This window comes from Empedobacter sp. GD03865 (assembly GCF_029840775.1).
GTDB classification, from domain to species: domain Bacteria; phylum Bacteroidota; class Bacteroidia; order Flavobacteriales; family Weeksellaceae; genus Empedobacter; species Empedobacter falsenii_B.
Window position 1 is genome coordinate 17,018 of the sequence record NZ_JAOCDF010000005.1, and the last position, 23,759, is coordinate 40,776.

Below are 23,759 nucleotides of genomic sequence, written 5' to 3' on the forward strand. Positions count from 1 at the left end.
GGGCTATCTCTACATATTTTTACTTAATACTATTATTATTTGGAATTAATTTTTCATTTGGACAATACTATGTTCGAGAAGCTAGAACAGGAAATGGTTCTTGAGCTAACTGGGATAATGCTATGTCTTTTGATAACCTAGCTGACTTAGTAAATTCAAGTACCAATAGATTTTTTATAGAAGTTAAACTTTACAAAGGTATTTTAAAAACTAATAAAAAGATTAATTTCAATAATTATCAAACTGTGAAAATTACAGGTGGATATTCTTATGAGATTGATCCCGAAACAGGAAATCCTATTGAAATTGTTTCTAGTGATGCTACACTAACATCTATCGATGGTCAAAACATAACAAAAATATTCAGTTTTGAGAATAATCGAACAGTTGAATTAAACACATTTACCATTCAAAATGCTAATCTAACAACAAGATCAGAGGAAGGTAGTGCTATATCTGTAATCAATACTCCTAAATTAAATTTTAAAGACATTATTGTAAAAAACACTAATATCTCTAACACAAGTGCTGTTTACGTGAATAATGTAGATGATTTTTATTTTGATTTTGTTGATTTCAAAGACAGCTACTACACTTCTACAAATGGTACTAATGCAAGTGCATTGTATGTTAATAATTCTAAAAAAGCTGTTATTGATAATTTTTCTTTTTCAGGTAATAAGTCCTATTTAAATGGTGCTGCATTATATATGAAAGATACTAATTTAGAGATGGAGCAAGTTGCAGGAAATAGTATTGGATTTGATACAAAATTAAATTTTGAAAATAATTATAGTACTAGAAATGGTGGTGGAATTTACAATGATAATAGCGATATTAATCTAACTGCCATTTATTTTATTAATAATACTGCAGAAGAAAATGGTGCTGGTATTTACGCAACACCTACTTCTAAAACTTATTTAAATAGAATTCATTTCATGAATAATACGGCAAAAATTGGAGGTGGTATTTACAATGGAAGTAATCATGAATTGAAAATTCTAAGTTCTTTATTTAGTAACAATAAAGCATCAATTAATGGTGGAGCTATTTACAATGCAAATATCTTAGCTATAACGAATGCTACATTTGTAAAAAATACAAACTCAGCTATTCTTTTTAAAGATGGTTCTAAAACAACTGTTGTAAATAGTATTTTCTATCTAAACACATCTAAATCTACTGACTTTAAAAAAGATATTGCAGCAGAAACGATTGGTTCTTCTTCTTTCACAAATGATATTACAAACAATATTATAGAAGAATATTCTGCTTCTAATAATTTAATTGGTATTGATCCTCTTTTTGTTGATAATAATAGTGATTATACTTTACAAATTCCTAGTCCTGCACTTAATGCTGGTAAAGAAGAATTGTTTCAACAGGTTGCTGGTGGGGCTACTTCTCTATTCCATGATTTAGACAAAAGAAATAGACATTACGGAAATTCTGTCGATCTAGGTGCTTACGAATTAACATTTGATCGTGAGCTATTTTTCCCCGACTGTCCGACTATTATTTCGCCATACGACACTGAGGAAAATGTAACCTTAAGACCAATAATCTCTTGGAATAAAATTGCTAATGCTAGTCAATACAGACTTAAAATTACAGATGAACTTGGAGCGAGTGTAGTTACAGCTACGGTAATAGATTCTTCTATTAGTACAATAAATTATACTGGAATAACTACAGACTTAAAACCAAATACTTGGTACAGTGTTTCAATACAACCAGAAAATACACTTATTGGTATTTTAAAGGAAAACTGTCAAATTTATAGATTTAAGACAGAAAAGATTCCAACAGCACCTACTTGTACAACTGTAAATTCTCCTGCAAACGGAGAAAAGAATGTATCATTAACTCCTACAATTAGATGGAATAAAGTTACTGATGCAACAGCGTATCTAATTACAATAGGAACAACTATTGATGGGAATGATATTTTAAATAATTACAATGTTGGTGATGTAGATAATTTTACACTTACCACTACTCTTTCTCACGCAACAACATACTATGTAAAAGTAACTGCTACGAATACTGTTGGACCAGCAGTTTCTTGTTCTACCAATACCTTTGAAACAATTCCTGCTCCAGATCCTTGTGAACCTGTAAGAATTAGTTTAAATATTACGAAGAATGATGTTTTAGTAAATGTTATAAACGGAAATAGTCCTATTCTTTACAGAATAGATGAATTAGAATGGGTAAGCACAAATATATTCAGTAATGTATCAAAAGGCTCTCATAAAATTGAAATACAAACTGTAGAGGGATGTATAAAAAGTTCTACGTTTATTATTCCTGATTTTTATACTTTTATTTCTCCAAATGGTGATGGCTTGAATGATAAAGTTGATTTCTCATTCTTAGCAACCAAAGAAAATCCTGTTTTTAGAATTTTTGACAGACAAGGAAAAAATATTTTTGAAGGTTCTTTAAGTAATCAATTTATTTGGAATGGAAAATATTTGAATGTAATGCCATTACCGTCCGATAGTTATTGGTTCTTCGCGCAATGGAATGAATTAAATTCTAGTGTGCCAAATAAATTACAAGGATCTATATTATTAAAGAATAAATAAAAAAATTCCACTTCATTTTTGAAGTGGAATTTTTACTTTTCAAGTAATTGAAAGAATTTAATCTTATATTTTTCAATATAAATAAATTATAAATCAAACAAATACGAAAATAATAAATAGGCATTATGCCTTAATTTGTAGTTGCAACTAAAAAATTTTCTTTCAACCATTTTAGTTTATTAAAACTTTTTAGAAATTTTGTTCGAATAGAAATAAATTTCTCTTGAGCATCTATAACTTTATTTTCGCGTGAATTAATTAAGAAGAGTGAACTTTCACCAATTCCATACCTTGTTTCTTCTGCATCTAAAAGCTTTCTATAATTTTGCAGATTATTTCGAGAAAGATTTATTTGAGTATGAAAATTTAAAATTTCATTTTTATAGGTCTCTATTTTAACATCTAACTCTCTACTTTTTATCTGAGTATCTAAAGCATTCTGATTCAGCTTAATTTTAGCTATTTCATAATTTGCTCTTGCTTCTCGTAGAAATATCGGAATTTCTAACTTTAAACCATATTGAAAATTATTATCAAAGAATGGTAAATAATCGGCTGAGTACCCCTCTTTCGTAAAGAAATTATACGTAAAATCTATTTTAGGAAGAAAACTCTGAAATTTTAATCTTCGTTCACTTTCTAAGATATTTTGTTTTTGATTGTAATATAAAATAGATGAATGCGCATCTAATTCTTGAGATTCTACTTCGTCAATTAAAAACTCAAAATCAGAATAAGCTGAATGATTTTCTAATCCATCCGAAGGATAAATCATTGCTGTAAGCTCATACAGTTGTTGATTATCTTTCCATAAATATAACTGAAGCTGCTGTGTACTTTTTACAAAATTTAAAAAAGCATCTTGTCGTTGCAATTCAAAACTTTGCAACTGAGAAAGTGCTTCTATAGTATCAATAGCAGGTACTTCTCCAAAATCTAATGTTTTTCTTGTAAAATCTAAACGCTCTTTATTAATGTCAACAATTTCAGATTTTAATTTATAAATTTCAAAATTCTGAACCCATTCCCAATAGGTATTTTCTGCTTCTAAAAGAAGGTCGTTTGTTAAAACCGTTTGCTCAGCTTCTGTCATTTTCAGTGCAAATTTTGCCTGATCTAACATTGCTCTTCTTTTATCGTACAATAAGTTTTTAGCCAAAGGAATTGTTACACCAAATTGAAATAAACCTCCAACAGTTTCTGTATTACTTAATTTATCTCCTTGTATATGATTGTAACTACCATTAATATCTATTCCATACCAAGTCGGAATACCTAGTTCAATATTTTTTTGTTCATAATACCTTGTTCCATCAATATTCTTTTCTCCTAATTTTGCTGCTAAAACAGGATCAAAACCACCTCTTGCTCTTGTTATTTCTTCCAATGCTATTTTATTCTGAAGTTGATATTTTAAAGCCAGTGGATGATAATTCTTCACCACTGAAATAAATTCTGATGAAGATATTTTTAAAGAATCCTGTCCAAAACTAAAGTGAGAAATTAATAAAACTAAAACAAGGAATACCTTATTTACTTTTTTCATCTTTTGTTGTTTTTGTATTTGCAACCTCGTAGTAATCTGGTGGAAATCCATTTATATTTCGCCATAACTCGTACCAAATAGGAACATCGTTAAGAATTGCAATTCCTTGTGTTCCTGTTCCCATCTTAATTTTTGTTGGCCATTTTTTCTCATTTTTATCTTCAATAACCAATGCTTTAAAAAGACCATTTGGACTAATATTACTTTCTACAGCAACAACTTTTCCTGAAAAAACACCATAACTAGAATCTGGCCAACCAGAGAAAACAATTGCTGGAAAACCATCGAAAATACACATTACACGCTGTCCTTCTTTTACCAATGGCAAATCTACTGGTCGAACATAAATCTCTACAGCATAATCTACTTTCGTAGGAACAATAGTACCAATGTTTTCTCCATCTTTTAATACTTCTCCAATACCAGCTTTGTTCAACTGAACTATTTGACCGTCTTGAGAAGCAATAATAAAGTATAAACCTTGTCTTGCTTTATAATTCGCAACTTGATTTTGAAGTTTTGCAATATCTCCATCACTTCCTTCAATTTGTCCCATACTTTGAAAACGCTCTCCTTCAATTTTACTTAATTTCTCATTGTAATCTTGTGTTACAGCATTTTGCTCAATTTGTGTATTAATGATTTCTTGTTTCGTTTGTGAAACTTTATTCTCATAAGCTGTTTTCTTCGCAATCGAATTCTGATAAGAAATACTTCTTTGTTGAAATTGTGTTAATGAAACTAAACCTTCATCATACATTTTCTTTTGTCTTGCATACTGATCTTCAGAAAGTTTTAGCTCATTTGTTGCTGCAACTAATTCAGCTTCTTCTCCAACTAATTTGTTATTTAACTGACTAATTTTAATTTTAACCTGATTTAATTTTAAATCTCTAGCTGCATTTAAAGCCTCTAATTGATTTTTTGCTGTACCAACTTTAGCTCTATAAAATTCTCTTACGCCTATTTTTGCATCCACTTGTTCTTCTGTACGCTGTACTAACAAAGGATCCATGTAATCTTCTTTTATCTCAGATAGTTGTAAAAGTGTATCTCCTTTAGAAACATAATCTCCATTTTTTACATTCCATTTAATAATTCGTCCAGGAATTGGAGAATTTAATTGTTGTGGACGCTGAGATTGATATAAAGATGAAACATTTCCTTTAACTTTTATATTCTGTGTCCAAGGAAGAAACAACGTAACAATTCCGGCTAAAAGAATGAATAAAAACCATCTTTTAACTCTCGATTTTTTACGAATTTGATATATTTTATCGAATGATTTTAGTTGCATTTTCTTTAATTTTTATGAAATAACTTTAAGTGTTCCATCTTCTAAATGAAGATGTTGATCTGCAAATCGGATAAGCTTATTATTCGACGACACAACAACAATAGTTGTATGCTTTTTTAAGCCATTTAAATACTCAATCATTTTTTCTTGAAATTGATCTGACATTCCGCTCATAGGATTCTCTAAAAGCAATAATCTCTTTTCTCCTAATAATGAACGAAGAAGAAGTACTTTCTTTTTAGAACTAAATGAAAGTTCCGAATCTGTTTCGCTAATTTCTGTTGCAAAACCTTTACTAAATAAATTAGAAATATTTTCTATTCCTAATTCATCAGAAAGTTCTATAATACTTTGTGTATTGCTTTGTGTATTTCCTAAAAGAATATTTTCTTGAACAGTTCCTTGAACAACTTTTGCACTCTCTAAATAAAGTCCAACACTACTTCTGAAATGTTTCTTATTTAAGTTTTTCAATGGAATTTTATCGTAAAGAATACTTCCTGAGCTCGATTCGTAAAAACCAGCCAACATATTTAAAAGAAGTGATTTCCCAGTACCTGTTTTTCCTGTTATTACTGTTAATGTATTTTCTTGAAGTTTAAAGTTTATATTGTCTAAAATTTTAGGACTATCATTATAGGCAAATTCTACATCTTTAAACTCAATTGTTGTTCCTTGTTTTTTGTATAAAAGTTCTATATCTCCTTCAACTTCTTCGTCTAATTCTGTTACTTTAGTAAGCTTAGCATAAGAAGTAATCATATCATAATAACTCTCTAAACTAACAATTAACTTTTCTACAGCGGCCATAATTGTTAAAACAACAATTTCTGTTGCAATAAATGCCCCAATATTTAATTGCTGATCCAACATAAGGTAAGTACCTATAGCTAACATTGTAAACGTAATTATTACTTTAAAGGCAATTACTGTTTTGTATTGGAAAACTAGTACTTTAAAGTGAGAAGTTCTATCATCTAAATAATCTGAAACACGGTCATCTGTTCCAATAAGATGCGTTCCTTTTTCTGAATGTATTTTAAATGTTTTTACAGAAGCTGCGACATCTTCTATCCAAGCTGCCGTTTCATATTTCTTATCACTTTCTTCTATACTAGATTTTATTCCACTTTCCATTGTGTAGTAAAATATCATAACAATAGATATAACTACAAGTCCTCCAAATGCTAAAAACCAAGGGTGATAAAAAGCTAATAATAAGATACCAAACAGAATTTGGATTAATGCCGTTGGTATTTCTAAAAGAACTTTTGAAACTCCTTTTTGAAAATTCTGAATATCAAAAAATCTATTCATTAACTCTGGTAAATAATACTTTCTAGTAGTTGATAAGTTTACTTTAGGTAATTTATCTGCGAAAGCCATCGAAAATTCTACATATATTTTTTGTTGAATTTTTTCGATAATTTCAATTACTTTCAATCTAAAATATCCTACAAAGAAAGTTCCGATTACAACAAAGAAAATCAGGATATAAATAGAGGTAACCATTGTTGCTCCTAACACATACCCAATAATAGATTGTATACCTAACGGAATGCTTAAAGACACAAGTCCATTTAGTATTGCATAGAAATAAATATTTGTTACATCTTTTTTCTCTTTTGTAATATAGCGAAGCAGTTTTCTACCGTGTTCGCTTGCTGATATTGATGCCATTGTGTTTATTTGATAAAGTTTGACGTAATATATTTTAAATAATCTAACACATAAACTGTGTGATTCTGTTCTTGATGATTATCTGTAAGATTAGGTAAATGTTCACTAAAAAAATGTTGATCGTGCGCAGTTTCTAATAATGTACTTGCTAAAGAAAAAGGATAAGGAAAATCTCCTTTAACTTCTTCTATGATTACCGCAATAAATTTGCAAAGACTTTCTAATGGAGCAAAAACCATTTCTTTACAAATTTTATCTACTTCTTTTACGAGATAAGATTTACTACTTTCTGATATTACAATGGTATGAAGCTTCTTTATATTATAATCTTCCACTTCTTCACAAGAATTATCATAATGTGTAATAATCTCTAATATCTTATCTAATTTTTCTAATGAGTTTTTAATCTCTTTCGTTTTTAATTCGCAAATAAATTCAATGTAAGACCAATACCAATTCAAAATATAGGTCAATAATTTATATTTTGAAGAAAAATAACGATAATTGTAGCTTCTGTAGAATTTATTTTTACCGCCAATTTTTTGAATGTAAAATGTTCAAATCCTGTTTCAAAAATCAGCTCTATTGCTTGTTTTACAATAGTTTTTCCAACTTCGCTACTTTCTGGATTTTTAAGATATAGTTTTTCGTTTACACTGAATTTCAACTGAAAATTCATCCGTTTTTATTTATTTAATCTTTCCTATCAAAAATACAAGACTATACGCTATAATAGTATTACTATCCGATTAGAATAATATTAAAATGTGATTAGAAAATTGAACATATCATAACCTCGACTTCTAAAAGTCGAGGTTATGATATGTAAAGTTGTGACGATTTTTACTCTAAGTGCATAAACGCTTTTTTACTCAAAAGGCGTTCCTCGCTTTCTACGTGGTTATCATCAGGCACACAACAATCCACCGGACAAACTGCCGCACATTGTGGTTCTTCGTGGAAACCTTTACATTCAGTACATTTATCGGGAACAATGTAATAAACCTCATCACTCACAGGATCTTGCACCGCATCAGCGTCAAAAGTTGCGCCGTCTACGTTTACAATTGTTCCGCTAAGAGAAGTTCCATCAGAATATTTCCAATCTACCGCAGCTTCATAAATCGCGTTATTTGGACATTCTGGCTCACAAGCTCCACAATTTATACATTCATCTGTAATAATTATAGCCATTGTATCTGTTTTTTTATTTCCTACATTTGCAACTACAAAATTACATTTAATTTTCAGAAAAAATGACATTTGAACAAAGGATTTCAGCATTTAACGAATTGGGGCAGTTTTTTAATTTTATTATAAATAATGATTCGATTAAAGACACAGAACTGACAGAAAAATTCGAGAATTGGAAAGAAGAAGCTGAATATGCGGTGAGCGATGCAGAAGCCTACAACAATTGGTTTACAAAAGATAATATTACGTTAGCCTTGAAAAGTTGGGCAGAAGCTTTAACGGAAGAAAATTTATTGGCTTGGACGAAAGATTATCCATTTGCTGAAATGCCAAAAAATGTTGGAATTATAATGGCAGGAAATTTACCTTTGGTTGGTTTTCATGATTTGCTTTCTGTTGTTATTTCTGGAAATAATGCGTTAATCAAAACCTCATCTAAAGATGATAAATTAATCAAATTAGCGATAAAATATTTGTATTCGATTGATGAAAATTTCAAATTGATTATTCAAACTGTTGAACGATTAGAAAATTTTGATGCAGTTATTGCAACTGGAAGTAATAACACGGCACGTTATTTTGAACAATATTTTGGAAAAGTTCCTAACATTATTCGTAAAAATAGAACTTCGGTTGCTGTATTGAATGGTTCGGAAACTGATGAAGAATTGAAAAAATTGGGTAACGACTTATTCATTTATTTTGGATTAGGTTGCCGAAATGTAACTAAACTTTATGTAAAAGATGAAGTTCAATTACCAAAAATTTTCGAAGCTATTTTTTCTTATGGTGATGTGATTAATCATCCTAAATATGCAAATAATTACGATTACAATCGTGCAATATTTTTGTTAGGAAAAGATGAATTTTTAGACAATAATTTTGTTCTAATGAAAAAAGATACAGCTTTACATTCTCCAATTGCAGTTGTAAATTTTGAAGTTTATGAAGATGTAAATGATGTAAAAAAATATTTGATCGAAAATGAAGATCAAATACAATGTGTGGTTGGAAATGACATGAAAGATAATCCGAATTATGTTGAATTTGGACAAACTCAATTTCCGAAATTAACTGATTACGCTGATAATATTGATACACTGAAGTTTTTGACGGAGTTGTAGATGTTAGATGCAAAAATAATTTAATTATAGATTCCTACATTCGTCGGAATGACATTTACTTTATTTCTTGTTGAGCTCGTTTCAACATTGCATCTAAATTATAAATAAACTAAAAGAGAATCCTAAGGATTCTCTTTTAGTTTATTTATTAAAACGTTGCTGCTCCAGCAGTTTCATTTTCTAATTTTCGGTTGATATTTGTTTTCTTACCTTTAGCAAAATCAAAGCTCAAACCAACAACAAACATCGATTTGTTGTCCCAAATTTTCCCTACACGAGAATAATCCACATATTGTTTATCCATCGTTTTTTGCTTGTAAGTCGATGGCATTCCAATCCAATACATTCCAGTAGAAAAAGTCCAATTATTGTACTTATAACTCGCAAAAGCATGGTTCATGTTTTCTTGTGTATACAACAAAGCTCCGCCCAACGTGTAATACGGAATATTAAATTGATAATCTACACGAAAGTTTTTGTAAACAGATGATAATGCAAAATAATTTCCGATATAATCATTCTTCAAAATTCTACCATCTTTCGTTTTAAAACGCTCTGTTGCTGGTGCTATATTTACTTTAACAGCTAAAATATCTGTTCCGAAAGGTTTGATAGAACCTGTAATTTGAACACCGTAACGTTGCGAATTTTGAGCATTTTCGTAGGTTAATTTATATCCTTCTACATTTCCATTTATGATATTTTGCAAATACAATTGATTAATTGGATCTTTTGTATAATGATAAAATGCATTTGTATTTAAATCAAAATATTTTGAATTGAAAGAGTAAATCAAATTATTTCCAAACGATTTCTGAATGGTTAAATACGGATTTCCTTCTTGTGTAATGTTTTCTACAACCTGAATCACGTTTTTACTCAATGCCGAATTCCAAGGACTGGTTGGTTTGTATGAACTCGAAAAACGTAAATTTTGATTCTTCGCTAATTCATAACCCAATACTAATTTTGGTGTAAACGTCCACGTATCTGTGTTTGTATCTTCATTCTTGTTATGAACATTCGTTAATCCAACACCCAAACGATATGACAACTTTTTCGCTTTTCCAGAATATTCAGAATAGATATATTGTTCTAAATAATTTACTTTATTATTCGAAGGACCATTTAAGTTTTCTAATTTATTATCAATTGAATTATTCGAAATTCGATAACCAGAATTTAATTTTCCTTTCTCGAAACTATGTGTATACGCTATTTCTCCTACAATTCCTTTTTGATCAGCTTCTAAATTTGTCAAATAATTATATTGTTCAGCACCAGAAATTGTTTCCCATTCGCGCGTTTCGTCAATCGATTTCGTTGTATACATCGATCCAACTACATTTAAACTTAACTCATCTTTCTTTCCTAATTTTCTCGAATAATAAAGATCTAATGTTGGTTTTGAATAATTAGAATTAGAATGTTTATAGGTTGAATGATTGTTTAATAAACTATTTTGATAGAACAAACTTGTTCCATTCGCATAAGCAAAACTCGAACTGATATTCATATCCAACTTTGCTTGAAAAGCATATTTATCCGAATCCGAATTGGTATATCGCAATGCAATTGTTTGATCCGTATATCCAAAATATTCGTTGCGCTGATTTTCTGTTCTGTAATGAATATTATTTAAGTTATAATCATAAATATTCATCGAAGTACGATCTTTATAATCTCTCAGATAAATGTTATACTCTAATCCAAAGTTACTTTTTCCTTTCGTAAAATTCGCATAAGCAGAACCATTTATAAAACCTGTTGTAAACGCCGAAGTGAGATCCGCACCATATACATAACCATTTTCTGGATTACGCGTAATCAAATTCACCACTTGATCTGCACGATTTGCATAACGCGCTGGCGGAATATCAAAATACTCAACACGCACCACATCTTGCGGTTTCACAGCACGAATTTGATTATCTGTTGCCTCAATTCCATTAATCAATAACAAAGTCGTTCCACCTTTTGTACTCTGTATTGTATTCGAAATTGGATCAACTTGTAGTTCTGGTAACGTATTCAACAAATCTTTTGCGTAGCGCGCCTTTTCCAACGCTTCTTTATCAAACGTATAAACTGCTTTGTCTGCAAACATTTTTTTGCGTTGCGACTGAACTAAAACTTCTTTTATTTCTATTGGATTATAGTCGGTTGAGTCCTGCTTTTCATCTTGTCCAAAAGCAAAAATTCCTGACAATGTAACAGCAAGTACAAAAAATTTTTTCATGGTTAATTCTACTATTAAGAGTTAGTATATATTTATATGACGCATGAAGAACAAATAAGTTACATAAGAATTGCAATTATTTTTGATAACTTTACGCTAAACAAGATTTTTGAGTTTGAAAAAATTATTTCTTTTTATCGCACTTTTTACAAGTTTCAATTTATTATATGCGCAAGAACAAGCCGAACGTTCGTTGACAGAATATCGTGTCGAAAGTTTCCAAACGTCTTTAGTTGCGAAAAAAATGCTATATGATTGGTTAGGAAAATGGGACAATGTTTTGTACACTGAAAATAATCAACCGTTGTTAGTTTGGTCGAATAAAAATATCATTAATGAAGCCAATGAAACCTTTACTTTGATTGCATCGAGCGTAGAAAATGATGAAGAAATGTACGGAACAGTTCAGGTTTTGACAAGTAAAAAACAAGATGCTTTAGCGAAAGATTCGCCTTTTAGAGAATATTTGAATGAGTTTCTAAAAACTATTTCGAAAAAAGAAAACAAAAGCAAAAAGTTTTATAAAGAATATATTAAGGTGATTTATTAGTTATGAATTATAAATTATTGACTATTTTACTTATCTGTTCCATTAGTACTTTTGGTCAAGATAGAATTACATCAATGACTTTAGAAAACTCTGCAAGTCATATTATTCCAAGTGGAGTTAAAATTGATTTTACGAATACAACTTCTATGTTTCATCCTAAAGACACAGATAAAATAATTGTCCTTTACACTAAAAGTATGTTGAAAGGAAAAAATGAAGAAAAGAAAATTTTATTGAGTAAAAAGGATTTTGCACAAATTGAAGATCAGATTCTTGATTTAAATTTTTCAGATTTTATTAAAAATCGAAAAACAATTTCGCTTGATGGATATACTACTAAGTTAAGTATAAACGCTAATTATGAAGATAATAATACTATTGTTTTAGAAACATCAGATTCTCAATCGAATAAATTACATGCAGTTATTACATTAATTTTAGAAAAACTAAATCTCAAAGAAAAAGATTTTTATAGATAAAAAAAATCCTTCAAGTTTTTCTTGAAGGATTTATATTTTTATAGAAATTAAATTTCTTAATTATTTCGTTTGAAAAAAGAATCGACAAACTCCATTTTATTGAAAGCTTGTAAATCATTGATTCCTTCACCAACACCAATGTATTTAACTGGAATCTGAAATTGATCAGAAATTCCAATTACTACTCCTCCTTTTGCTGTTCCATCTAATTTTGTAACTGCTAAAGAAGATACTTCTGTTGCTTGTGTAAATTGTTTTGCTTGCTCAAAAGCATTTTGACCTGTAGAACCATCTAACACTAATAAAACTTCGTGAGGCGCATCTGGAATTACCTTTTGCATCACACGTTTTATTTTTGTCAACTCATTCATCAAGTTAATTTTGTTATGCAAACGTCCTGCTGTGTCAATCAAAACAACATCTGCATTTTGGGCAACTGCCGACTGAATGGTATCAAATGCAACCGAAGCAGGATCAGAACCCATTGCTTGTTTTACAATTGGTACACCTGCACGCTCCGACCAAATTACTAATTGATCTACAGCCGCCGCACGAAACGTATCAGCTGCTCCCAGAACCACTTTAAGTCCTTGTGATTTGAACTGAGAAGCCAATTTACCAATCGTAGTTGTTTTACCAACTCCATTTACTCCGACCACCATAATAACGTATGGTACATCTTTCTTCGGAATCGAAAAACCGTTTGTATCTTCTATATTATTTTCGGAAAGTAAGCCTGCAATTTCTTCGCGAAGAATTAAATCTAACTCAGAAGTCGAAACATATTTATCACGTTCTACACGTTCTTCTATTCGACGAATAATTTTGATCGTTGTTTCAACACCGACATCAGAAGAAATCAATACTTCTTCTAAATCATCTAAAACCTCATCGTCTACTTTAGATTTACCTACTACAGCGCGACTGATTTTATCAAATAGAGAAGTTTTAGATTTTTCTAATCCTTCATCTAATTTTTCTTTGCTTTCTTTACCTAATATCTTTTTGAACCAACTCATTAATAAGCTAAATTTCTTAAAATTTTGTACGAAGATACATAAAATATAAGGAAATAAAAAAGCCGCCCTGAAAACGAGGCAGCTCAATTAACCTTAAATATTTTTTGTTAAGGAGATGATTTGATTATTTCGTGAAGAAAGAATCTGCTTCATCAGCATTAACTACTTTTTCAACAAATACGTAAGCTCCAGATTTTGGAGATTTTACCATTTTGATAACTTTGGTCATTTTTTTAGACCCAGTTTGTAGGGTTGCTACCGTTTTCTTTGCCATCGTCTAAAATTTTATTATTTAATCTCCTTGTGAATTGTATACTTTTTCAATACTGCGTTGTATTTTTTCAACTCAATACGATCTGGAGTATTTTTTTTGTTTTTAGTTGTGATATAACGAGACATTCCTGGCATACCACTTTCTTTATGCTCTGTACATTCTAAAATAACCTGTACTCTGTTTCCTTTTTTTGCCATGGTGTCTTAAATTATTTGATTAAACCTTCTTTACGTGCACGTTTAACAGCCTCATCAACTCCTAATTTGTTGATTGTTTTTAAACCGTGTGCAGAAACTCTTAATGTAATCCACTCACCAGTTTCTGGCATAAAAAATCTCTTTTTGAACAAATTCACTTCAAAAGTGCGTTTTGTTTTATTATTAGCATGAGAAACATTGTTTCCCACTAATCTCTTCTTACCTGTAATTTGACAAATTTTTGACATCTTATTTTGTATTGTCCTATTTTAAACGGAGTGCAAAGTAACAAATTATATATTACTTATACAACTCTTTAGGTTATTAATTTTATATTTTTTTCTTATTTTGTTTATATAACAACTTCTGCGCAAGAGTATAAGCCAAGATAATTCCCATTACCAACAGCGCTATCCTCGCGATTACATCGCCATATTTTGTATAAAACGTTAATTCACTATTCATTAAAATTGTACCATTTAAAGCACCCTGCTCTCCATATGGTAAAGACTTCATTATATCTCCTCGCTGATTAACGAAAGCCGAAATACCTGAATTTGCAGATCTAACGATAGCGCGTCTATTTTCAATAGCTCTCAAATTACCATATAATAGTAATTGACGATGACCATCGGTAGAGCCCCACCAAGAATCGTTGGTCATTGTGAATATAACATTTGCGCCTTCTCTCACATATTCTGTTGTATAGTCTCCGTAAATAGATTCGTAACATATAACCGGAGCAACAGTAGCGTTGTTTGTTTTATTCTTGAAAACAGAACGATGAGGTTGAATCCCCAACGTTTTTGTTGTGCCGCCAAAGTTAAGCATAAATTCTCCAATAATTGGCATTAAAATGTTTCGATATGGAAAAATTTCTACTCCAGGTACTAATTTACTCTTGTGATAAACTTCTATCGAATCGTTTCCACTTATCTGCAAAGCTGAGTTATAAGCGTCGTACCACGTAATTCCATCTCTCATAACAGATGCCGTTTCCGATGCTAAAGATTGCATTGGATAAATTCGCATAATAGATGCTCCTGTTACAAAATGTAAATCTTTTTTAGTTTTTGTCCATTGCTGAATGTCTTGTATAATTAAATCATCATACATATTATCAAAAATCAAAGCAGATGATCCAGGTACGGCTGTTTCTGGTGCAACAACAAATTGAGTTTTTGGTTTAATATTTTTCAGTGCCAATTGTTTCAATTCTTCATAAATCTGCAAACCATCTTTCATATACTTTTCGTTGTATGGATCAAGATCTGGCTGAAGAACTAACACATCAAGTGCTTTTCCCTTTTCTTCGTAATTCGCATAAATAATATAAGAAATACCAATTGGCACAGCAATTAATAATCCAGCATAAATACCTAATTTGTTTAGATACCTCATTTCTTTCTTATTAATATAAGCCGTCAAATAATAGAATACCGTAATATTAACTAACCAAATCCAAAGTGCACCTCCAAAAGTTCCTGTGTATTCGTACCATTGCACCCATTCGTAATATTTTGCAAAACCATTTCCTAGGTTAAACCAAGGCCAAGTTAGTTCCCAGTTCAAGGTTAGTTTGTCAAAACTCATCCAAATCGCAGGAAGAAAAACCAATCCATACAGATTACCCGCTTTTGTTTTGACAAAATGATACAACTGAAAAACAATTGACATAAACAACGAATTCGCTACAACGGGAATCAAATAAGCGCTCCACGAATTGTGCAAATCTCCATTCGCGTCCGTTTCTTGTGCATAATGCAACCACCAAATTACAATCGCATTCCAAATAAAGAAAGCTAAAAACGAAAGTCCGAAAATTTTGCGTCCTTTTTTCTTGAATTCTGCGCGTTGCGTGATTTGATGTTCTGCCAACATCAAGGGTACAAATCCTATAAATAATAACAATGGAAAACCATGCGATGGCCAACCTGCTGTTAATAATAATCCTGATAAGATTGCGTATGCAATATATTTTTTCATGTCACAAATTTATAATTTCATCATTCAATAACCGATGATATTTGTTTGGAATATTTTATAAATCATTTTGGATGAGAACCTGAAAACAAGTTCAGGTTGACTTTCCTTATCATGTTGAACTTGTTTCAATATCTCATTCAGTTTTAATATATAATATGCGAATCGATATAATAATTTGGATTAATTGTTACATCAATCGCTTTTGTAATCGTTGAATTATTAATTGTTTGCCAATTAGTCGTAGGATTGATGGTTATATCAGAATCTTTCAATCGTAACGGCATTGCAAATCCATCAACAACATTCGTATAACGATATTCAACTTTATTTCCATTTTGTTTAAGTTCTAAAGTAGGTATTTTAACTGTTCTTAAATATTGATTGAAAAAAGCGTTCAAATTTAAACCAGAAAACTTCGCAATATAATTTTCAATTTGTTCTGTAGTTACAGTTTGATGATAAAATTCTTTGTTTAATCCACGCAACATTTGTCTGAATTTTTCATCATTATTCATCCAAGTTCTCAACGTGTGAATCATATTTGCACCTTTATAGTACATATCACCACTACCCTCTTGGTTTACGCCATACACGCCGATAATTGGAATATCATTTTGGATTGCCTTTCTCGTTCCACGCACATATTCGCTTGCCGCATCTTTTCCATAATAAGTTTCTGTGAACAAAGTTTCCGAATAAGCCGTAAACGCTTCGTGAATCCACATATCTGCCACATCCTTTTCGGTAATATTATTCCCAAACCATTCGTGACCAGCTTCATGAACGATGATAAAATCCCATTTCAATCCCCAGCCAGAACCTGATAAATCACGACCTAAATAACCATTCTCGAATTTATTTCCGTACGCAATTCCAGATTGATGCTCCATTCCTAAATGCGGAGCTTCTACAATCTTGAAAGAATCTTCGTAGAAAGCATAAGGTCCAAACCAATATTCAAAACTTTTCAACATCAATTTTGCTTGTTCAAACTGCAATTTTGCTTTATCTATATTATAATCTAACACATAATAATCTAAATCCAATTTACCTTTTTCGCCTTCGAAAGTATCTTTGAAATTGACATAATGTCCGATATATGGAATAATGTTATAATTATTGATTGGATTGACAACTTTCCATGTAGAAATTGTTTTACCATTTTTCTCTTTTTTAGAAACTAATCGTCCATTACCAACTCCAACTAAATTTTTTGGCGTAATAATTTCCAATTCCATTCCATTATCTGGCTCATCGCCTAAATAATCTTTGTTCGGAAACCAAGCACTTGCGCCCAAACCTTGTACCGCAACAGACATCCAATCGCGACCTTTTTCATCTTTCGCAAAAATCCAACCACCATCCCAAGGCGCTCTCACCGCAACACGAGGATTTCCGTTGTATTCTAATTCTAATTGATTCGACGTATTCTTGATATTTTTTCCGACATTAATAAAATAGACATTTCCATCACGTTTGAAATCAGAAATTTTCTTTCCATTCAATTTTACAGCCGAAACCATCATTGGATCTTGTAAATCTATCTGCAATAAATCTGATTGTTGAGGAGCAATTTTATCAAACGTAATTGTCGTTTTTCCTTTTATCGATTTTGACTGATAATCTGGTTCTACACTTACTTTATATTTTTTAACATCCCACCAATTTCGGAATTCATTATTCGTTCCGCGAAGCGAATCTTGTCGCGTAAACTCTTGTTTGTTATTAAGTACTTGTGCATTTGTTGTTATCGAGATCAAGCCAAGTAATAGTACTAATTTCTTCATAGTCATTTTTAAAACATATCAAAAATAAGATTATATATTTGATAAATAAGCCAAAAAGCTATGATTACAGAAAAATTTAAGGAAAGAATAAATTATTTAAAAAATAATCACTTAATCGTTGAAGCATTGTACGAAATTTTAGATGAATTGAAATTAAAACATAATGCTTTTACAGGTTTTACGTTTCGAGAAGAAATCGATCCGAAAGGTTTTTTATTGACTGCAGAAGGTGAAGAAAAAACAGGAATTACAATTCGTGTTCCGCGTAATATTCTTGATTTTGATTTAGTATTACTTTCCAATGTTTTGATGCACGAAATGGTACATGTTTTTCAGCGTTCGGGCGAAAATCAAATTGAATTGCGAGAAGAACGCGAATGGCAAGCGTATACAGAAATGATTTTTCATAAACAATTTCCAAACGTTCCTCCATTGACTAATTTTTACATCAAACAATTTGGCGAAAAAGCGTTGACGTATTATAACCGAATGCCAGATAACATGAAAACGAAATATGCGAATGAAAAAACTGATTTAGAAAAAATTCTGCAAACGATTTACGACAAAGAGAATAAACTAAAAGAAGAACCAAAACCTGAAAATAATACTGAAACAATTTCTTGGAAAGATTTCGAGAAAGTTGATATGAGAATTGGGACAATTATCAGTGCAAATGATTTTCCGAAAGCAAGAAATCCTGCTTATCAATTAGAAATTGATTTTGGTCCGTTAGGAATCAAGAAAAGTTCGGCACAAATTACATCGCTTTATACCAAAGAAGAATTGATTGGAAAACAAATAATGGCTGTGGTTAACTTTCCGAAAAAACAAATTGCCACTTTTATGAGCGAATGTCTCGTGATGGGCGTTTATGGAAATAATAAAGATGTTATTCTCTTGAATCCCGAACGAAAAGTAGAAAACGGAAGTAAGATTGGGTAATATTGAGACTAAGACTAAGACTAAGACTAAGACTAAGACTGAGGTTAAGGCTGAGATAAAATTTGAGTTTGATTAAAACTGATGAGTAAACAAACTTTTAAAACAATTATTATTTTCTCACAACATAGATTGAGATTGAGACTAAGACTGAGATAAAGTTTGAGTTTAAGTATATAACTTAACGCTGACATTTTATCAACCAATAAACTGACTTTTTTATCGATAAATAATCAAATCATTAATCATAATCTGACAACCTGACATCTAAAATCTATTGGATGTCATTTTTTTTATGTTGGCACAAAGATTGACTATTCTGGTGTAGCATCATTTTTGATGATGTGTAAAAGTTTAAAATAAATCATTAATAATATAAAAAATAACTAAACAATATGAGCAAAATAATCGGAATCGACTTAGGTACAACGAACTCTTGTGTTTCTGTAATGGAAGGTAGTGAGCCAGTTGTAATTCCAAATGCAGAAGGTAAAAGAACTACTCCATCTATCGTAGCATTCGTAGAAGGAGGGGAAATTAAAGTTGGTGATTCAGCAAAACGTCAAGCTGTAACAAACCCAAAGAAAACGATTTATTCTATTAAACGTTTCATGGGAACTAAATTTAATAATGATGCAGATGAAATCGGTCGTGTTCCTTATTCAGTTGTAAAAGGAAACAATGATACGCCAGCAGTTGATATTGATGGACGTAACTATACTCCACAAGAAATCTCAGCAATGATTTTACAAAAAATGAAAAAAACTGCTGAAGATTATTTAGGACAAGAAGTATCAAGAGCGGTAATTACTGTACCAGCTTATTTTAACGATGCTCAACGTCAAGCAACTAAAGAAGCTGGTGAAATTGCAGGTCTTAAAGTAGAACGTATTATCAACGAGCCTACTGCTGCTGCATTAGCTTACGGATTAGACAAAGCAAACTCAGATAAAAAAATCGTTGTTTACGATTTAGGTGGTGGTACTTTTGACGTATCTATCCTAGAATTAGGTGACGGTGTATTCGAAGTGTTATCTACAAACGGTGATACACACTTAGGAGGTGATGATTTTGATGATGCAATCATCAACTGGTTAGCTTCTGAATTCCAAGCGAAAGAAGGTGTAGATTTGAAAAAAGACGCAATGGCTTTACAACGTTTACGTGAAGCTGCTGAAAAAGCTAAAATCGAATTATCTTCTTCTGCTCAAACAGAAATTAATTTACCATACGTTACAGCTAACGAAACAGGACCAAAACACTTAGTAGAAACTTTAACTCGTTCTAAATTTGATCAGTTAACAGAAGATTTAGTACGTCGTTCTATGGAGCCTTGTAAAAAAGCGTTATCTGATGCAGGTTTATCAATCAACGATATCGACGAAGTTATCTTAGTTGGTGGATCTACACGTATGCCAAAAATCCAAGAAGAAGTAGAAAAATTCTTCGGTAAAAAACCATCTAAAGGAGTTAATCCAGACGAGGTTGTTGCAATTGGTGCAGCTATCCAAGGAGGTGTTTTAACAGGTGATGTAAAAGACGTATTATTATTAGACGTTACACCATTATCTTTAGGTATCGAAACTTTAGGAGGAGTATTCACAAAATTAATTGAAGCGAATACAACAATTCCAACTAAAAAATCTGAAGTTTTCTCAACTGCAGTTGACAATCAACCAGCAGTAACATTAAGAATTGGTCAAGGAGAGCGTCCATTATTCAACGATAACAAAGAAATCGGACGTTTTGACTTAGTAGATATTCCACCAGCACAAAGAGGTGTTCCTCAAATCGAAGTAACATTTGATATTGATGCGAATGGTATCTTAAGTGTATCTGCAAAAGATAAAGGAACAGGAAAAGAGCAATCAATCAAAATTGAAGCTTCATCTGGATTATCTGATGCTGATATCGAAAGAATGAAAAAAGAAGCACAAGAAAATGCTGCAAAAGACGAAGAAGCAAAAAACAAAATTGAAAAAGTAAATGCTGCTGACGCGTTAATTTTCCAAACAGAAAAACAATTGACTGAGTACGGAGATAAAATTCCTGCTGACAAAAAACAACCAATTGAAGAAGCTTTAGCTGAGGTTAAATCTGCTCACGCTGCTCAAGACGTTGCTGCAATTGATGCTTCTATGGAAAAATTAAATACAGCTTGGAATGCTGCTTCACAAGAAATTTATGCTGCAATGAACGAAGGTCAAGAAAGTGGTGCACAAGCGCAACCAGGAGCTGATCAAGGTCAAGCAAAAAATGATGGTGTTGAAGACGTAGACTTCGAAGAAGTTAAATAATAGAATTTCATTTATCAATAGGAAAGCCTCGCATTGCGAGGCTTTTTTGTGTTTATTAATATAAATAGTTTATTTTTTAAATCATCTCGGTTTCATACAATACAAAAAATCCACTTAAAATCATTTAAGTGGATTTTTTTAATTCTAAATTTATATTTTACTGATGTTGTTGTGCATCAATTACAGCAATGGTAACCATATTCACAATTTCGCGAACAGTGCTATCCAATTGTAACAAATGAATTGGTTTTTTCATTCCGATCAAAATTGGTCCAACCGCTTCTATATTTCCTAATTCTTGTAATAATTTATACGAAATATTCGCTGATTCAAGATTTGGAAAAACTAATGTATTCGCATGCGTTCCTGCTAATTTAGAAAACGGAAAATTACTTTGTAATTTCTCTTTATTCACTGCAAAATTTGCCTGAATATCACCATCAACTAAAACATCTGGATGATTTTGATGTAGATAATTCACTGCATTCTGAACTTTAGAAACCGTTTCTCCTTTATTTGATCCGAAGTTTGAATAAGACAATAATGCAATCTTTGGTTCAATTTTAAACTTCTTAATTGTTTCGTTAAATTGCAATGTAATGTTAACTAAATCCTCTGAAGTTGGATCTAAATTAACCGTTGTATCACCTAAGAAAACTGGTCCTTTTTCTGTCAACATCATATACATACTCGCAACTTTTTGACCTTGTTCCGCTCCAATTAATTCTAAAGCTGGACGAATCGCTTGCGAATAGTTTTTCGTCATTCCCGAAATCATTGCATCTGCATAACCAAACTCAACCATGCATGAACCAAAATAATTACGATCTCTCAATAATTTTTTCGCATCAGATTTTGAGATTCCTTTTCGTTGACGTTTCGAATAAATAAAATCAACGAATTGATTGTATCTGTCCGAATCTTCTTCTGCATTTGTATCAACAATTTCAACATCTTCCAAATCCAACATATAATCTTTAATCATTTGTTGAATTTTATTTTTCTTTCCTAAAATAATTGGAATAGCGATTTTTTCTTCCTTTACAATTTGCGCTGCACGAAGAATTTCGAAACGATCTCCTTCAGCAAAAACAACACGTTTTGGATTTGATTTTGCCGTTTGTGTCAAATTACGCATAATCGTACTTTCTTTTCCGATTCGCTTAATCAATGACAATTTGTATTCTTCGAAATCTGTAATGATATTTTTAGCAACACCAGTTTCAATCGCCGCTTTTGCAACCGCAGCCGAAACTTCTGGTAACAAACGTGGATCATTAGGTTTTGGAATAATATAATCTTTTCCAAATTTGATCGAATGATTATTGTATGCTTGCGTCACAACTTCAGGAACTGGTTCTTTTGCTAATTCTGCAATTGCTCGAACAGCAGCAATTTTCATTTCCTCATTAATTGTCGTCGAACGAACATCTAACGCTCCTCTAAAAATATACGGAAACCCAAGTACATTATTCACCTGGTTTGGATAATCAGAACGCCCAGTTCCCATAATAATATCTTGACGCGTCGCAACTGCTAAATCGTACGCAATCTCTGGATTTGGATTTGCCATTGCTAACACAATTGGATTTTCTGCCATTGTATTCAACATATCTGCTGATAAAACATCTGCAGCCGATAAACCGATAAAAACATCTGCATCTTTAACAGCATCTGCCAATGTCGAAATATCACGATCTGTTGCCCATTCTGCTTTAGAAGGATCAAGATTATCTCTATCCGAACGAATAACACCTTTACTATCCAACATCACGATATTCTCTTTCGTTGCTCCTACAGAAATATACATTCCTGTACACGAAATCGCCGCAGCACCAGCTCCGTTTACTACAATTTTAACTTTAGAAATATCTTTTCCTTGTAATTCACATGCATTAATCAACGCAGCACCAGAAATAATAGCTGTTCCGTGTTGATCGTCGTGCATAACTGGAATATTCATTTCGGCTTTCAAACGTTTCTCAATTTCGAAACATTCAGGCGCTTTGATATCCTCTAAATTGATTCCACCAAAAGTCGGCTCTAAAGCTTTTACCGTATTGATAAATTCATCAACATTTTTTGTATCCAATTCGATATCGAAAACATCAATATCAGCAAAAATTTTGAATAGAAGACCTTTACCTTCCATCACAGGTTTCGAAGCTACTGCACCTATATCTCCCAAACCTAAAACGGCTGTACCGTTACTAATAACAGCAACCAAATTTCCTTTTGCTGTATACTTATAAGCATTTTCTGGATCTTTTTCAATCTCTAAACAAGGCTCCGCAACACCTGGCGAATAAGCAAGCGATAAATCACGTTGCGTATTCGTAGGTTTTGTAGGCACTACTGCAATCTTTCCTGGTTGACCCATCGAATGGTAATTCAATGCATCTTTCTTACGATTGTCATTCATTTCTCTGTGGTTTATATTTTTTCAAAATAAATTTAGGCAAAATATATTCAACCCACTTATGACAGATGTTAGATTTTTAAAATTTTAGAAAAATTTTTATCAACTTATACTATTTGGCGAATTTATATTATGAGG

Annotated in this window: 20 protein-coding genes; 6 read left to right on the plus strand and 14 right to left on the minus strand. The window is 31.5% G+C overall.

Translation table 11 applies throughout. The annotated features are described in order from the left end of the window. The first annotated feature begins 245 nt into the window (after nt 1-245). A complete protein-coding gene (locus tag N5D46_RS03060; RefSeq protein ID WP_280049157.1) occupies nt 246-2,594 on the plus strand; it encodes a T9SS type B sorting domain-containing protein in 2,349 nt (782 codons plus the stop codon). A 130-nt stretch (nt 2,595-2,724) separates the two neighbouring features. On the opposite strand, the gene N5D46_RS03065 is transcribed toward N5D46_RS03060, so the two are convergent. The 6 genes from N5D46_RS03065 to N5D46_RS03090 form a co-directional block, all read right to left on the minus strand. Beyond that, nucleotides 2,725-4,140: a TolC family protein gene (locus N5D46_RS03065; RefSeq protein ID WP_185144165.1), complete on the minus strand. Its 1,416-nt coding sequence runs from the start codon at nt 4,138-4,140 to the stop codon at nt 2,725-2,727. Next, nucleotides 4,124-5,437, minus strand: a complete 1,314-nt coding sequence (locus tag N5D46_RS03070) for an HlyD family efflux transporter periplasmic adaptor subunit (protein ID WP_125349676.1) — start codon at nt 5,435-5,437, stop codon at nt 4,124-4,126. Before N5D46_RS03070 ends, N5D46_RS03065 begins: the two co-directional genes overlap by 17 nt. Before the next feature lie 12 nt (nt 5,438-5,449). Further along, nucleotides 5,450-7,117: an ABC transporter ATP-binding protein gene (locus tag N5D46_RS03075; protein WP_125349677.1), complete on the minus strand. Its 1,668-nt coding sequence runs from the start codon at nt 7,115-7,117 to the stop codon at nt 5,450-5,452. Between the two features lie 5 nt (nt 7,118-7,122). Beyond that, on the minus strand, nt 7,123-7,590 hold the full coding sequence (locus tag N5D46_RS03080; protein ID WP_280037217.1) for a hypothetical protein: 468 nt from the start codon (nt 7,588-7,590) through the stop codon (nt 7,123-7,125). After that, nucleotides 7,587-7,796, minus strand: a complete 210-nt coding sequence (locus tag N5D46_RS03085) for a hypothetical protein (RefSeq protein ID WP_280037216.1) — start codon at nt 7,794-7,796, stop codon at nt 7,587-7,589. The genes N5D46_RS03080 and N5D46_RS03085 overlap by 4 nt, the downstream gene beginning before the upstream one ends. A 164-nt stretch (nt 7,797-7,960) precedes the next feature. Continuing rightward, nucleotides 7,961-8,311 carry a 4Fe-4S dicluster domain-containing protein gene (locus N5D46_RS03090; RefSeq protein ID WP_114999046.1) on the minus strand — a complete coding sequence of 117 codons (351 nt, stop codon included), beginning with the start codon at nt 8,309-8,311 and terminating at the stop codon, nt 7,961-7,963. A gap of 62 nt (nt 8,312-8,373) precedes the next feature. Here N5D46_RS03090 and N5D46_RS03095 point away from each other — a divergent pair, with 62 nt between their 5' ends. Beyond that, on the plus strand, nt 8,374-9,435 hold the full coding sequence (locus N5D46_RS03095) for an acyl-CoA reductase (protein ID WP_280049158.1): 1,062 nt from the start codon (nt 8,374-8,376) through the stop codon (nt 9,433-9,435). 148 nt (nt 9,436-9,583) lie between these two features. Here the strand turns inward: N5D46_RS03095 and N5D46_RS03100 are convergent, their stop codons facing one another. Beyond that, complete coding sequence (locus tag N5D46_RS03100) at nt 9,584-11,674, minus strand: outer membrane beta-barrel protein (RefSeq protein ID WP_280049159.1); 2,091 nt, start codon at nt 11,672-11,674, stop codon at nt 9,584-9,586. Nucleotides 11,675-11,789: 115 nt separating this feature from the next. On the opposite strand from N5D46_RS03100, the gene N5D46_RS03105 reads away from it, so the two are divergent. Next, nucleotides 11,790-12,224, plus strand: coding sequence for a hypothetical protein (locus N5D46_RS03105; protein WP_280049160.1), 435 nt, complete (start codon nt 11,790-11,792; stop codon nt 12,222-12,224). A 2-nt stretch (nt 12,225-12,226) separates the two neighbouring features. Beyond that, nucleotides 12,227-12,703: a hypothetical protein gene (locus tag N5D46_RS03110; RefSeq protein WP_280049161.1), complete on the plus strand. Its 477-nt coding sequence runs from the start codon at nt 12,227-12,229 to the stop codon at nt 12,701-12,703. Between the two features lie 56 nt (nt 12,704-12,759). Here the strand turns inward: N5D46_RS03110 and ftsY are convergent, their stop codons facing one another. From ftsY to N5D46_RS03140, 6 genes are all read right to left on the minus strand, one after another. Next, nucleotides 12,760-13,722: a signal recognition particle-docking protein FtsY gene (ftsY, locus tag N5D46_RS03115; protein WP_114999036.1), complete on the minus strand. Its 963-nt coding sequence runs from the start codon at nt 13,720-13,722 to the stop codon at nt 12,760-12,762. Nucleotides 13,723-13,846: 124 nt separating this feature from the next. After that, nucleotides 13,847-13,996 carry a DUF4295 domain-containing protein gene (locus N5D46_RS03120; protein ID WP_084106961.1) on the minus strand — a complete coding sequence of 50 codons (150 nt, stop codon included), beginning with the start codon at nt 13,994-13,996 and terminating at the stop codon, nt 13,847-13,849. 14 nt (nt 13,997-14,010) lie between these two features. Then, entirely contained in the window at nt 14,011-14,193 is a 183-nt protein-coding gene (gene rpmG / locus N5D46_RS03125) for a 50S ribosomal protein L33 (protein ID WP_038337065.1), read from the minus strand. 11 nt (nt 14,194-14,204) lie between these two features. Continuing rightward, a complete protein-coding gene (gene rpmB, locus N5D46_RS03130; RefSeq protein WP_038337064.1) occupies nt 14,205-14,441 on the minus strand; it encodes a 50S ribosomal protein L28 in 237 nt (78 codons plus the stop codon). An 82-nt stretch (nt 14,442-14,523) separates the two neighbouring features. Then, a complete protein-coding gene (gene lnt / locus N5D46_RS03135; RefSeq protein WP_221853927.1) occupies nt 14,524-16,179 on the minus strand; it encodes an apolipoprotein N-acyltransferase in 1,656 nt (551 codons plus the stop codon). A 143-nt stretch (nt 16,180-16,322) separates the two neighbouring features. Then, complete coding sequence (locus N5D46_RS03140) at nt 16,323-17,966, minus strand: M1 family metallopeptidase (protein ID WP_280049162.1); 1,644 nt, start codon at nt 17,964-17,966, stop codon at nt 16,323-16,325. A gap of 615 nt (nt 17,967-18,581) precedes the next feature. Here N5D46_RS03140 and N5D46_RS03145 point away from each other — a divergent pair. Together N5D46_RS03145 and dnaK are read left to right on the plus strand one after the other, a co-directional pair. Continuing rightward, nucleotides 18,582-18,908, plus strand: coding sequence for a tRNA-binding protein (locus tag N5D46_RS03145; RefSeq protein ID WP_280037225.1), 327 nt, complete (start codon nt 18,582-18,584; stop codon nt 18,906-18,908). A gap of 392 nt (nt 18,909-19,300) precedes the next feature. Continuing rightward, on the plus strand, nt 19,301-21,202 hold the full coding sequence (dnaK, locus tag N5D46_RS03150) for a molecular chaperone DnaK (protein WP_114999032.1): 1,902 nt from the start codon (nt 19,301-19,303) through the stop codon (nt 21,200-21,202). A 157-nt stretch (nt 21,203-21,359) separates the two neighbouring features. Here dnaK and N5D46_RS03155 read toward each other — a convergent pair whose 3' ends face one another. Then, on the minus strand, nt 21,360-23,624 hold the full coding sequence (locus N5D46_RS03155) for an NADP-dependent malic enzyme (protein WP_280049163.1): 2,265 nt from the start codon (nt 23,622-23,624) through the stop codon (nt 21,360-21,362). Nucleotides 23,625-23,759: the final 135 nt, after the last annotated feature.

Coding starts and splice junctions, on each gene's coding strand:
- N5D46_RS03140 (WP_280049162.1), bottom strand. CDS start 17,966: ATGAAGAAATTAGTACTATTACTTGGCTTGATCTCGATAACAACAAAT.
- N5D46_RS03070 (WP_125349676.1), bottom strand. CDS start 5,437: ATGCAACTAAAATCATTCGATAAAATATATCAAATTCGTAAAAAATCG.
- lnt (WP_221853927.1), bottom strand. CDS start 16,179: ATGAAAAAATATATTGCATACGCAATCTTATCAGGATTATTATTAACA.
- N5D46_RS03120 (WP_084106961.1), bottom strand. CDS start 13,996: ATGGCAAAGAAAACGGTAGCAACCCTACAAACTGGGTCTAAAAAAATG.
- rpmB (WP_038337064.1), bottom strand. CDS start 14,441: ATGTCAAAAATTTGTCAAATTACAGGTAAGAAGAGATTAGTGGGAAAC.
- rpmG (WP_038337065.1), bottom strand. CDS start 14,193: ATGGCAAAAAAAGGAAACAGAGTACAGGTTATTTTAGAATGTACAGAG.
- dnaK (WP_114999032.1), top strand. CDS start 19,301: ATGAGCAAAATAATCGGAATCGACTTAGGTACAACGAACTCTTGTGTT.
- N5D46_RS03075 (WP_125349677.1), bottom strand. CDS start 7,117: ATGGCATCAATATCAGCAAGCGAACACGGTAGAAAACTGCTTCGCTAT.
- N5D46_RS03085 (WP_280037216.1), bottom strand. CDS start 7,796: ATGAATTTTCAGTTGAAATTCAGTGTAAACGAAAAACTATATCTTAAA.
- N5D46_RS03110 (WP_280049161.1), top strand. CDS start 12,227: ATGAATTATAAATTATTGACTATTTTACTTATCTGTTCCATTAGTACT.
- ftsY (WP_114999036.1), bottom strand. CDS start 13,722: ATGAGTTGGTTCAAAAAGATATTAGGTAAAGAAAGCAAAGAAAAATTA.
- N5D46_RS03095 (WP_280049158.1), top strand. CDS start 8,374: ATGACATTTGAACAAAGGATTTCAGCATTTAACGAATTGGGGCAGTTT.
- N5D46_RS03090 (WP_114999046.1), bottom strand. CDS start 8,311: ATGGCTATAATTATTACAGATGAATGTATAAATTGTGGAGCTTGTGAG.
- N5D46_RS03155 (WP_280049163.1), bottom strand. CDS start 23,624: ATGAATGACAATCGTAAGAAAGATGCATTGAATTACCATTCGATGGGT.
- N5D46_RS03065 (WP_185144165.1), bottom strand. CDS start 4,140: ATGAAAAAAGTAAATAAGGTATTCCTTGTTTTAGTTTTATTAATTTCT.
- N5D46_RS03100 (WP_280049159.1), bottom strand. CDS start 11,674: ATGAAAAAATTTTTTGTACTTGCTGTTACATTGTCAGGAATTTTTGCT.